The 12,724-nt window shown below is 40.4% G+C and carries 12 protein-coding genes; 6 read left to right on the top strand and 6 right to left on the bottom strand.

All coding sequences use genetic code 11. The annotated features are described in order from the left end of the window. Positions 1-12 precede the first annotated feature (12 nt). From QF117_RS21880 to QF117_RS21895, 4 genes are all read left to right on the top strand, one after another. Positions 13-1,974 (top strand): hypothetical protein, encoded by a 1,962-nt coding sequence (locus QF117_RS21880; protein WP_229626461.1) that lies wholly within the window; start codon positions 13-15, stop codon positions 1,972-1,974. Continuing rightward, complete coding sequence (locus QF117_RS21885; protein ID WP_014386695.1) at positions 1,971-2,564, top strand: hypothetical protein; 594 nt, start codon at positions 1,971-1,973, stop codon at positions 2,562-2,564. Before QF117_RS21880 ends, QF117_RS21885 begins: the two co-directional genes overlap by 4 nt. Positions 2,565-2,855: 291 nt before the next feature. Continuing rightward, positions 2,856-3,188 (top strand): hypothetical protein, encoded by a 333-nt coding sequence (locus QF117_RS21890; RefSeq protein ID WP_282389571.1) that lies wholly within the window; start codon positions 2,856-2,858, stop codon positions 3,186-3,188. An 11-nt stretch (positions 3,189-3,199) separates the two neighbouring features. Further along, entirely contained in the window at positions 3,200-3,430 is a 231-nt protein-coding gene (locus QF117_RS21895) for a hypothetical protein (RefSeq protein ID WP_138221968.1), read from the top strand. Positions 3,431-3,579: 149 nt separating this feature from the next. Here the strand turns inward: QF117_RS21895 and QF117_RS21900 are convergent, their stop codons facing one another. From QF117_RS21900 to QF117_RS21925, 6 genes are all read right to left on the bottom strand, one after another. Continuing rightward, on the bottom strand, positions 3,580-6,495 hold the full coding sequence (locus QF117_RS21900; protein ID WP_138221969.1) for a type III restriction-modification system endonuclease: 2,916 nt from the start codon (positions 6,493-6,495) through the stop codon (positions 3,580-3,582). Between the two features lies 1 nt (position 6,496). Then, positions 6,497-8,380, bottom strand: a complete 1,884-nt coding sequence (locus tag QF117_RS21905; protein ID WP_138221970.1) for a site-specific DNA-methyltransferase — start codon at positions 8,378-8,380, stop codon at positions 6,497-6,499. A 27-nt stretch (positions 8,381-8,407) separates the two neighbouring features. Then, positions 8,408-8,692 carry a hypothetical protein gene (locus QF117_RS21910; RefSeq protein ID WP_235612505.1) on the bottom strand — a complete coding sequence of 95 codons (285 nt, stop codon included), beginning with the start codon at positions 8,690-8,692 and terminating at the stop codon, positions 8,408-8,410. 277 nt (positions 8,693-8,969) lie between these two features. After that, on the bottom strand, positions 8,970-9,686 hold the full coding sequence (locus QF117_RS21915) for an LPP20 family lipoprotein (RefSeq protein ID WP_017085192.1): 717 nt from the start codon (positions 9,684-9,686) through the stop codon (positions 8,970-8,972). A gap of 96 nt (positions 9,687-9,782) precedes the next feature. Continuing rightward, entirely contained in the window at positions 9,783-10,187 is a 405-nt protein-coding gene (locus tag QF117_RS21920) for a hypothetical protein (RefSeq protein WP_017085193.1), read from the bottom strand. Between the two features lie 8 nt (positions 10,188-10,195). After that, positions 10,196-11,404, bottom strand: coding sequence for a hypothetical protein (locus QF117_RS21925; RefSeq protein ID WP_282389572.1), 1,209 nt, complete (start codon positions 11,402-11,404; stop codon positions 10,196-10,198). A gap of 218 nt (positions 11,405-11,622) precedes the next feature. Between QF117_RS21925 and QF117_RS21930 the strand changes: the two genes are divergently transcribed. Beyond that, positions 11,623-12,426 carry a hypothetical protein gene (locus QF117_RS21930; RefSeq protein ID WP_282389573.1) on the top strand — a complete coding sequence of 268 codons (804 nt, stop codon included), beginning with the start codon at positions 11,623-11,625 and terminating at the stop codon, positions 12,424-12,426. 32 nt (positions 12,427-12,458) lie between these two features. Further along, positions 12,459-12,710, top strand: coding sequence for a hypothetical protein (locus tag QF117_RS21935; protein WP_282389574.1), 252 nt, complete (start codon positions 12,459-12,461; stop codon positions 12,708-12,710). Positions 12,711-12,724 lie beyond the last annotated feature (14 nt).

Here is a 12,724-nt window from a genome sequence, read left to right on the forward strand (position 1 = left end):
AAGCGTTATTTTATGAAAAAGTTCCTAAATGTTTTCCAGTTGCCTACTGGATATCAAGTACGTATTGGTAAAAAAACAAAGTCTTTCAATGCCGGAGTATCTAGTGATAACGCGCTTAATTCAGCGTTATCCTTTCGCCTGGATATGTATAAACAGGGGGTATTACCCGCTAATTGGAATGTTGGTTATTTTGAGCCCAATGCTATCAAGATTATTGATCAGGATAAGCAGAAACGTTCACGTTGCACCATCCGAACAAAGACAGATCGGAAGCCCACACACATAGAGGCATATTGGTCAAAGTTCAAAAACCTAGCCGAAGCGCATTCCTTTTTGAAGCGCGAATACAGCAAATGGTGTAGAGAGCACAATGCAATAGCTAAGCTGTATAACCAAAAGCGCAATGAGATTCTGTTCATCTCGGCCCAGAAAGAGAAAGAACAAAAAATATCAATCCTAAGTGATGGCATTAAGTTTGATGCGAAGCTTTGGAACGAGTGTGTGGCCGAATATGAAGGAGTGATGCCTGTTCCTAATACAATCTCTGATCATGTCCAGGTAGAGGCTTATAGTGACAGTGGTGAGAAGGATATCGACCTTAGCCACCATTTCGCTGTTAATGTATCTGATCAATTGGAGCCATACCAGTCTTCCGAAGTTCTCCATGAACTATTGGACCCGGTATACGATATCCTACATGTTGATAACCATGCTGCATTAAAACTAATGCCAGAAGTAAAATGTAGCTACAAAGCTATGCGTGAGAAGTTACGCAAGATTAAGCCAAACCGTAATGTAAAGGGTGCGATTTGTGCTCCATTTTCTATTGAGACAAAGCTTAAATCATCGTTCCTCGATTTTGCCATACCAGCGTACTGGGATGGACTTCCTTTAAACCCATCCAAAACAATCGTTAATCTAGCCAGTCATAATGGGATCATTCAGGCTGCAAGTCTTTTAGCGACAGCTTCATTTATGTTTATGGGCTACATGCAAAAGCAGCGTATGTTGCAATCGGATGAGAATGTAGAACTAGAATTTCCTGTGTTCGAAATCAGTGAAAAGATGCTGAATTCTGCAATTGACTCTATCTACCAAGCGCTTCTATTACAAATGGGACGGAAGGCACTGAACTCGATGGGTAAGTGCGAAGAACGATTAAATCTGTGGCATGACGTTGATGTCTGTGACGTCTACGACGATCAGTTTGGAACTGCTGTCCAGATGGGGCAATGGCAGTGCTTTATGCCCCGAAGCAACAACGCGACGTTGCGTAAACTTCAACTATTGGTGCTGGTGGCAAAAATTGAGCATAACCTAGAAGAAGGCTTTGTTCGTCGTCAACTGTCGAAAAGTGGTATCGGAATTACTCCCGTTGATAAATTGAAAGATAAGTACAGCCATATTTCTCATGATTCAATTGAGCGATTTGAACAACTCCGGGCTCAGCTCTATGTATCCCCCAAGAAATTCTACCCCTTGGTTAACATGAGTTCTTTGCAAACCCCCAAACCTGAGCAAGTGTTTATGGCAAGATGCCGTCATTGCGGCCATGTTCCGAATAAAACTATGCGCAAAAAAGATGGGGTCTGGCTTGGAGCAATCGAGTGCCCCAACCATTTAGACGAAGCGGTATCCGGTGAAAGGGAATATGAGGCCGAACTTCATGAATTAGTGATTGAGTGGCAGAAACGTAACCTGAAAAACTTTGATTTTTCTAAGACATATATGTGGGACCTTTCCAGAAAATCATTCTCTACTGAGCTTGGACCTTTCCTCGATGAAGTAAAGCGTCGTCTTTCCGATATGGTTGAGTACAACAGTCTCGCAATATCACTTCCTAAAGAGATCGTAAAGGACAGGCCAGGGAAAAACTTTGCGAAGCGTATCTATGCGAATTATCTCTGGGCGTGTTTTTTCTATGATGCTTATCAAATCAAACTTTCAGAACTAAAGAAGGAGACCGCACGATGAAATCAGGTCTTGAACGGTTGAAGGAAATAGTGACACAAAGTGCGTTTTATCGTTCTCCGAATTATTCCGTAAACGTTAGCTTTAAAGACTTATTCAAACCCGTTGGTGGTTTGCTTGCCTACAATAGCTTGGTGCAAGAGCTAACGGAGGAGATAGCTTTATCTCCTTATGAGATACTTGAAAAGTTAACCCCTGAGTTTCAGCGTTCCAATCAGAAGTGGACGAAAAACATGCAGCAATGTTTCGTTGAAAACCTCTTGTGTGGATGTGAAACGAAAGTACAGCTTTATGATGTGAAAGGCAGGGGGGGAGAGCTGGATGATTCCCTTATCTTAGATGGGTTACAGAGGCTTACCGCTATTGCGGCGTTTCATTCTGGTGAATTCGCTGTATTTGATGAACTGTATTGGGAAGACTTAAAATCTGGAGGTATTTTCCCAAGGTTGAATTTGATCGTTAACATCTACCAGTTTGATTCTGATATTGAGGCATGTCGCTTTTACATTCAGATGAATAAAGGAATTACCCATTCTGAGGCTGATTTAGAAACTGCATATTGCTTTATGCGCAAGCACGGTGAAAAAGTCTAGGTAGTCATTATGGTGTGCATTTTAAGGTCTAAACGGATTGAGTCATCTCGTCAGATATCACTTTGTGGAAAAGTTGTATCTGGTAACGGAGCTCATTATAGGAACATCACCGCTGCGAAGAACGGAGCTCAGCCAGTATGCAAAGACTGTTTAAATTCGCTGGGAATGACAAGATATCAATTGCGGCCAACTAAGAAAAAGAAGCCTAAAGTCAAGCCAAAAATGGCAAAGAAGGTTTCTAGGAAGGTGCATGAGTCCTCTGCGAGACAGCCAAAGTTCAATAGACAGGATGTGTTAGATAACAAGGAACTGTTTATTGGGTGTGCAATGGTTATGTTAGAACAGCAGGAAAGGTTAGATCTGTTCCTTGAGAATAACGCTAATGCCCAAATTGCACTTGATTACTACTATTACGGGCAAACAGCTAGAATGACGGCTGAAAAGTACAAATCGACGCAGGTCAGCATTCCAAATAGAGCCAGAACGGGTCTAATTACGCTTAGTGAAGAAATTGAATGCAACCCATTAGATTGGGCATCATGGCCCGTACAATCTCTCTGGGAGCTAAAGAGAGCGTTATTAAGTATTGCTGTTGAAGCTGTGCCAGAACAGTTAAACAACTAAGAGGAAAAATCATGCACCAGGAAGTAGATCCAAAAGGGCTAACGTGGCCTATTAAACCGTCAATTGTTGTTGATGATTTGGTTGCAGGTACAGTTAATGTGTGCTTATCACCAGAGATCCCACCAGCAGTTTTTTCGCTCAAACAATGTTTTGAAAACGTGCCTTTCAAAAATGAATCTCAAAAAGGCTGGGCTAAGGTGCTTCGTGAAATCGCTGACAACTTAGAACAGAATGACCAATAATGATACCTAGTGGGGTTAGTATGTTGGATTTTGCAGGGATTTGAAAATAAGTACTTTGAAAAGCTTGTTGTTAAAAAAAATATTTTTTCTAATGTCTAATATATATAAAAACTAGGGAGGCTGTTTAGCCCCCCTTGAAATTACAAAATCTAAACAGCAAAAGATTGTTTTACTAGTTCAATGATCTTATCACCAGCATATTGGGTTTTAAACTCAACTTTTATATCTTTACTAATTTGGTGGAACAGCTCTTTAGCGTGTTCAATTTTTCGTTCTTCTTCTTTCCGAAGATTATCTTTTCCATCAACATTTTTCGTCTCAATGATGAAGTTTAGGTAATCACCCGAGTCAGTTTTAACTACATAAGCAAAGTCAGGTGAATAGGAGTAACCTCCAGAAACAGGTAACTTGATTGAGTTTTTAGGTATTTTGGTAAACACGACGACACATTGAATTTCACCTTCTGTAATATTCAATCTTTCCAATTCTGAATCGTAAAAAACTTCTTCGAATAGGTATGAATCTACTGGTGGTTTTTCATTGTTATGTAGAACACCAAGATCACTCGACAATACATCTTTCAGCGGTTCACCATCAGCATCAGTGAACTTAGTAGGGTGCATCGTGTTCGAGATAACGTTGTATCCCAACGCAAACTTCGTAAATGAGTTATTAAGTAAGTATTTACTGAAACCCGACTTAATCTTACGAATAGTCTGAATGTTCATATACTCAGTAATGTCTATCGTTTCACGAACTTCACAGAATACTTGGTGTAGTGTCGATAGCTTGATGAACATTTCCTGTGAAAGTTTCGGCAAAAACTCTGAATAGCTCATCGTACTGAACTTGGAAAAGTCATCGTCAGAGCCAAGGATGCTTTTCGACATAGCGATATCGTTGTGGATATAAACCTTTTCGATACGAGTTTGAACGCCAGTTTTCTTAAATTTACTTGCCTCATCGAGTAGGTAACTCTTGAACAGAGATTTAAACTCACTTTCATCATCAATTTGGTATTCTAACACGGCTTTTTGGTTGATTAGATCCCACAGTTCCCTAAGCTCATCGAACTTACCCACGCGCATTTTAGTGCGTTTTTGACTGCCATTTGCTTTCTTGATCTTGTCTTTCTTAACGCCAGCAGGGAAGGCTTGCGGATATTCAGACTTCAATTTTGAGTAAGCATCAGAACCAACGAAAGTCTCGTTTTTGTCGATAATGTTCTTCCCAACAAGATTCATCATCAGATCAAAAGATGATATATCAGGGTATTTGGCAAATATCTTGTCTTTGATGTCCTGAGTCAGCTTGCTTGGAACTGTCTCTTTAAACGAGCTGTTATTCACTTCTTGAACAAGCTGATTAACAAAGTCTTTCTCTGTAAAGTCAACATAGTAGTTGAGAGTGAAAGGACCGCGCTTATCACGCGCCATAAACTCATTTACTGGCAAACGTAAGCCACGACCAACTTCTTGTAGCTTTGATGTAACGCTTCCGCTTGAACGGAGTTTACAGATCTGGAACACGTTAGGATTATCCCAACCTTCACGTAGTGTCCACTTTGAGAAAATGAATCGTCTTGGATTGTCGAGCGAAAGCAGTTTTTCTTTGTCGTGCAAGATTTCGTTAATCTCTTGCTCGATCTTTTCATCCTTATCGCTGTTATCCTTTGAGAAATAACCACCGTGAACGACTGATACATCAGCGATGGTTTGCTCTAAATACGCTTTATAAAAAGCGTCTTTCTCTGTTTTAAGCAGTTCCTTTGCTTCTGCAACAACCCACTCTTCAAACTTAGTTTTTAAACTACCAGAAATATCATTTCCATCTCGATAGCCTTCGATATCGTCGATGAAGAACAATGTTAGTGGTTTGATGCGTGGTTTGAGCGTCAAATAGTGCCTTTCCAACTTGAAGTGTTCTTTGATCGCTTTGCGCATCATATTGTCTTCAAGCGTTTGCGAGTATGAGTATGGGTTAATTGAACCGCCAGTTTTCAGCTCAATACCATTACTCAAAGCAACTGTGGTTTTGTTCAATGCATCAATGACAAGATCATGGATTGCTGAGTGTGTTTTTGAAAGAGACTCGCCCTTTGCAAGTTTAAACACGCTCTTAGCACCATTCTCGTTTAGCTCAAATGTCGCTTCTTTACCATCAGACTTGATGAATTTTAGGCTTGCATTGTCATCACCAACAACATCTTCAATATACGCATCAATGCCTTTAACCAAGTCGTCGTTGAATGCATCAACGGCCGTTAAGCGATAGACCAGGTTTTTATAGTCATTGTTAAATGTTGCACCATAACGAATGATGTACTGAGCATTAAACTTCTCGATGTTTTCCCACGTTTTGCGTGCAGTGGGGAACTTGTGCGGCTCATCAATGATGATGAATGGTTTTATTGCACTGATTGCCGCAAAAGGCGTATCGAATTGATTGTCTAATAAGCCGACATCATAAGTCTCAGTTAATGATTTAGAGTTAATCATTCCTGAGTTGATGATGAGAACGTGTATGTAGCTCTTGTTAAAGTTACTTGCTTCAACAAAATCATGTATGGCTTGTGGCATATAAGTTTTGGTGTTTTTACCAGAACTTTTTTGACTTTCTACAACATACGTTTTGATCTCACGCTCGTAGTCATCTCTGAAATGCTCCTTCAAAGCATCACTTTTCAAGAAGTTGACTGTGCCAGCTTTGATCGAAAGGGTAGGGACAACCACGATGAACTTGTTAATACCAAAAGATTTATTCAAATCGAACATCGTTTTGGTGTAGGTGTATGTCTTACCAGTACCAGTTTCCATTGAAACATCAATGATATTGCTCTTGGCATTATAATGCTCTGGTATATGGTCGATGCGGTTATACTCGTGAACCATTTTGATATTAGAGTAGTATTGAGCATCTGAAAGCTCTAATTCAGGGTTGGCTAATATACGCAAGGTTGCGTCATTTGATTGCTTAGGTTCAGCACCTAAGAAAACAGTTGTAACAGCATCAACGCCTGTTTGCTGGTGAGGCAAGTTTTTTTCGAAAGTAAAACCTTTTGACATATCAGTTTCTTACCACCAAATCAATTTCAAGAGACTTTTTATTTGCGTAGCCTTTCAGAGCTTCGTTTAGTTCCATTTGCTTTGCACTATCGAAATTGTTTCCGTAGAACACGACTTTGTTAGGCTCAAAATCTTTGTTGTTGTCGAGTTCGTGAAGCAAAGCTTTGATTGTCTCGCTGTTAAAATTAGGTGCGATCAGATACAAGCGTTTGTCGCACAGGTGCGCAGTGTAGCCATTCAAATCTATATCTTGGATTGGTGTTGTTAATAGGCTACCGTCATAAACACACCACGTTGTAAGCAGCGTGTTGTATTGCTTGTCAGTTAGCACCGCATCATCGAAGAATGAGTGGTTTTCAAGGGTTAATTCACCTTCATCTTTTACTCGGAAGTCTTCAACGGTTTCGAAGATCTTAAAGCCAAGATCGCCTTGATAGTCAGGGTTTTCAGCTCTAATTTTCTCTGATGCTTTTAACAATCGATCTTTAGTTATATCGAAAATGGTTTTATAGCCTCTTTCATATGCAGGATGGTCACTCTGTAGAATTTCCTCTATCTGCACAGAAATAAATTGTCGATTGGCATTATCTAAGGTGTTTAAACGAAAGATTGCATTGGCCGTAGAGCCTGAACCAGCAAAGAAGTCCAAAACAATATCACCTTCAGAAACAACTATATTCACCAAATCAGAAATTAGGCTCATAGGTTTAGGATTACTGAAAGGATGAAATCCAAACAAAGTTAACAGATCATTGCTACCATCACTTGTTGTACCAGAGCTATCAAGTAGAGATTCATTGATTAGAATTGAGCGAGGTTTTTTCCCTTTAGGTAGTCGTTGTTTAAATTGAACAGACCAACTACCATCATCTTTTTGATAAAGGCGTACATCTCCTTTCTTAAGATCAGATTCGAATCGTGATTTCGAACGCAGCCAGCTTATCTTATTTCCATTTTCATCATACTCTAAAACAGTTCCATCAGGGCAGGTGATTGCATAGTATTGTTTACCCGATTTTCTTTTAAATGTATCCCAATAAAACTTTGACTCTGAATCTTCTTGATTATATCGTTTTAGATATTCTGGTTTGTAACTCTCGAATAGACGTTCAAGGCTATTCTTTTCTTTCGAATACATCACTATATATTCATGTTCTACTGCCACATGAACAGAATCGTTACCACCGCCTTTTTTATTTTTCCATACAAAATCAGTAATAAAATTCTGCTCTCCGAAAACTTCATCACACAAAAGTTTTAGTTGAGAATGTTCATTTTCATCAATGGAAATACAAATCACTCCATCATCTTTAAGTAGGTGGCGTGCTACATAGAGACGTGGATACATGAAAGTAAGCCAAGCACTATGACTACTTGAACCTTTTGTAGTGAAATTAAGAATTCGAGTAGCTTCATCGATGTTGATTCCAGCTAATTCACTCAGTTGCTGCGGTGTAAATTTTCGATCGTCGTTGTAAGCGAAACCGTCTGAACCTGTATTATACGGTGGGTCAATGTAGATCATTTTCACCTTTTCAGAGTATGCATTGACCATATGCTTCAACACTTCTAGGTTATCGCCTTTGATCAACAGATTTTGGCTATCTTTGTTAACTTCAAGATGGTTGTGTTGCTTATCTTCGTGCAAAAGCGTTTGGGGGGGCAGGTTTGTTAACAGTCGAGCGTAAGACTTACCTAACCAATTTAGAGAATATGACTCTTTCGAAAGCTCAACATCAGACGACTTCACTACTTCAAGCAACTTTTCTTGAATAAAGTTCCCTTGCTTATCAAAGCATTGAGGGAAGTGTTTCTTGAGGATAGCAAGCTGTTTGCTATTGGCTGTCTCAACGTTTGAATATACTATCTCTTCTTTAATGTTCATTTTTGTTCCAAATTCAATGATTTGTAATTAATCGTTATCTGATTTAGCTATGATTTTGATCGATGCCTCTGTAAGCCCAATACGCAATAACTCAGCGATAGCACCGTCTAAACTCTTGAAGATACGAGCCTCATAAGGTTGTCTTGAACTACTCAGAACAAGCGGCTCACCATTCCACTTCATACCGTTAAAGACTACCGTGTACTCACCTTTGCAGCCCACAACTTGCGCCTGATCTAAAATGCCTCTCTTGACTCTTTCCTTCGCCATAGAGCTAAGAATGCAATTTCCGCCATTTATACCCGAAATCATGTACATTTCTCGTTAGTTGTTTCTGTTACGATATCAGATGTCGTAACAGAACTATAGTTTGCTGGCTGCTTTAGGTAGTAGAGTCTGCATTCTTTTGACGGTTGGTTGCCAAGATATTACTCAAAGGTTGGTTCCGCTAAGGCGGCGTTGACTAAAAAGCTTGGGTGTGAATGGCAGTGGGAAGGTGCTTAGTTTAAAATCATATTTGATGCATATTGCTCATAAGAAAGGCCAGAATTCTGTTCTGGCCTTTCTTTTATCTGGCGGTGATAAAGGTTCATGCATCTGGATCAGTAATGATGCTATCTGTAACGTCTTGCACTTTATCGCTGGCCTTATCCAAAGTGAGCTTTGATTCTTCAATACGCGCCTGACGTCGTTTTTCTAACCTAATCTCAAGTTCATCAAATGCGTTTTTAATATCCGTGTTGGCCGCTTCACTTTTCTTTTGCTGGAGCATTGTGTTGAATTGGTCATAAGGAAGCTTCACGAGGACATAGGCGTTGATACGACCTTGTAGAGGGATGACTTCTTGCTCGATAACTCGAAAGCCCACAACAGGTACGTTGTCCACCAAAGTGTCAATTAATTGAGTGTACTGTTCTGTAAGGCCGCTATTGCCGTTGTCCTGGGTATAAGAGCGCTCATTACCTGAGAGTTCCTGTTGGTAAGCTTTAGCTAGAGCGTATTGCGCTTCGAGATTCGCTTTTTTGATCGCAGTATGCAGCTTTTGGCTATCTCCCATACCAACTGCATAAATACCCTCAGAATCAGGCTGAGGAGGGCTTATGGCCCATTCTGGGACTGAGTTAACCATTTCCTTTGCTAGCTTTTGCTCTTGCTCCATCTTGTTAGCAGCTGCTTCTTGTCGAACTTGCTGAGCTTTAGCTTCTCGTTCAGCGATGTCAACAGAGGTGGGGCTATTAGAGCAACCAGCTAATGATAATCCGGCGCTGGCAGCTACAAGAGCTAATTTGAGTTTGTTTTTCATCATGTGTTCCTCATTACTAACCGCCAATGCGGCTTAAACGTCCAATAACTCATAGAATCATAATATGATTCTATGAAAAAGCAAAATACTTGATTTCCATTAACTGTTGCTGCCTAACCAAATACAAAAGTGTTCTTTGTTATCAATAGTGTATTTTCCCTGGGAAATGGTAGTTAATGCAGAAAGCTTTCGGCTGCTTCTAATTTCAATACGCTCAGTGAGTTGTTCTGAGGAAACATTTGAACCATCTAATTCCTTATCATTTTTTGTAAGAGTGCTGGTGGCAGTAACATGCCCACCGAACGATTGAGCCAAAGCGCCTTTGGCCTTTGTTTCTGCAATGAGTTTGGCAGTGTATGGATCGCTAGATATGGGGGCGCAAGCCGATTGAGTGTAGCGGTATGAGGGGTGAGAGTGCTTATTTAACCAATCGGGTGCATTTGATAGAGCATTTGGTGAGAGTAGTAGTATGACAACACAAAAAGTAGCTTTAATTCCATTCATGGTCTGCCTCATTTTTTTGATACCGGCTTTATAACTACATCAGCTGAAATGGTCGTAATGTAACTTAGCTCGGCTGCGGGAATGTTTTGCAATACCACTGGGTTCTCAACGTTCCTATGCACGTATTTGCGAGTAGCATCATCTGCTTTGAACTGAATTCGATGTATATAGCCATTTTGAGTGTTGAGAGTATCGAATGAATCCACAGTGGCAGATAAAGGGATATCTGCTGAGTAGCTGCCAACGGAGATACGGATGCTAATCGACTGGGAAGTTAACTCATCATAAAGGGATTTTGTGTATGCGACTTTTTGATTGTTTCCAGAGTTTTTATGTTTAGAAAGTGAAAGTTGAAAACTGTTTCGAGTCGCAGGTTCCACAACATCAAAGTGCTTGCCAAAAAATGATTTGGTTGGCTCGTAAGGCGTATTCCATGTGACGGACACCATCATGTTATATGTGCCATCACCATTGTCTAGAAACTCTGGTGTTCCAACAATAATCTCCGTGTTGTACTTGAAATAGTCAAAGATTTGCTCATGCAATGTTTGCTTCGCTCTGTCGAACTCTTTGTTATTCTGTTTTGCAATCTGGAATAGTGTGCCTTGAGCAAAAATCTGACGTACAGAGGTACGGTTTTGATCGAGTTTAAGTAACAAGCCATCTCGTTTATCAATTAAGTCAGTGCGTTTTGGAGGCTGGCTATCGCTTGGATTAATTATGCCGTTAAGTCTTGATATCTCATCTCGAAGGTATTGGTTCTGCTCTTCCAGCCGTAGTATTGTTGATAGTCTGTCAGGGTCAGTTTTCAATTTAGAAAGGCCGTCTTGAACGGACTGTTTAGATAGTCTTATCACTGCGTTGGTAGTGAGAGTGACCTTTCCTGATTGATCCAAACTTCTCTGTTCTGTGGTGCTTAATACTTCAAGAAAGCCTGCCGTGAGAACGCGAATTTGTTGCTTTGTTATCTTGTTATCATCAACGACTAAGCTTTGTTCTACGTAAGTTCCAGCATAATCAGAAGCTGATTTTTTGGCTTGTTCAATAGATAGATTTCTTGCATCAATTAGAGTGTCATTGTCCCCGAGAACGTATTTTTCCGTAACCTCAAGCGTCAAGTGTGATGGAGTATCTCCTAATGTTTTTATCTGTGATGCAATAACACTACTAGAAAGTAGCGTCAGCACAGTTGCAATTAAGTAGATTGATTTGTTCATCAGATACCTCGAAGCCTTTTAGTTAGTATCGTTTACTATCTCACGTTCTGGAACATGGGCTTATGTGGCATCGCGCCCAAAAAGGGCAGTTACAGGTGAATTTTGTAATAGTGCATGTAAGCCGATCTAAACGTCTCAATACTTTTTGTGTTGAGATACGGACAAGCGCTGTTAACAGGGTATTCTAGGTGCCTGACACTATAGAATGGAGTACCACTATGACACTACCAAAAACAAATCCCACGGCCTTTTGTAAGGCGTTTATTCAAAGAGAGTTAGTTAGCTGCCAGGAGTCTAAAATCTGGATGTCATACTGGCCTGTCATGGGAAGGATGATTGAACGTGCTGATGAGTTGCGCTTAGCATTTGAAGAGTTGATATCTCGATTTGGTTATTCAGATAAGTTTGAAGGGTTTCCTCCACAGAACTCGTACATATGGCTGAGTTTAGAGCATATTTGGATGAGCACGGACTTTTGTAAGGAAGAGGTTATCCAGACGAGAAGAGAGCAAAAAGAGCTTCTATCTCTCCAGGAGGAAATTGTTCATCTCGCGTCGAAATTAGCCGCGACAATACGGCGTCAAAATGAGTTATATGAGACCTCAGGCTTTATCAGGAATGAGTACCAGTCTCTTGTTGATGCTGTAGAGTTTGCCAGCAATGATAACTACCTGTATGGGAGCCATTTATCAGGAAAGATTAGAGCCTTGGCTGGGCAGTATGACTTAAAATATTGGCCTAGTAGGGCTGATGTCATAGAAGCTATCGCTGACTTTGAAGATGATCAACCAAAGCCACTACATAGTGAAATCCCTCAGAGCGTATTAGACGGACGCGCATCAGATATAAAAGACTTCGTTCTCGCATTCGACAACAAGTTTGATGATCTTAATGGATTACCAGACGGGTTTCGTTTCAGCAACAACGCAATGGCCGATATTATCAATGTCGTACTGGAGCTCTCGCCGGATAAGTTAGCGACAGGTGATGCGGTTAGAATTGTTCGTAACAGACATTCTTAACTTGGGTAAGTGAAAGATATAGGAGACTAGCCATGTCAGGATTCAATTCTAACTTGAAACTTGATTATCTATTTGAAGACGGTACTCGCAGGGCCATAGAGCTCTACACAAGCCCGTATGGAGCCTACATGAGATTGCAGAAATCAGATGATACTGGACAGGAAGTGATTGCTCAGGAAGCCGCACTGATGAAATCTAAAGAGTGTCGCGCATTAGCAAATACTTTGTTGGCATTAGCCGAAGCTTTAGAAAGTGATAACAGTGTTAACGAGGATGATAAATAATCGGTTGGCATAAA

This window comes from Vibrio sp. YMD68 (assembly GCF_029958905.1).
GTDB lineage: Bacteria > Pseudomonadota > Gammaproteobacteria > Enterobacterales > Vibrionaceae > Vibrio.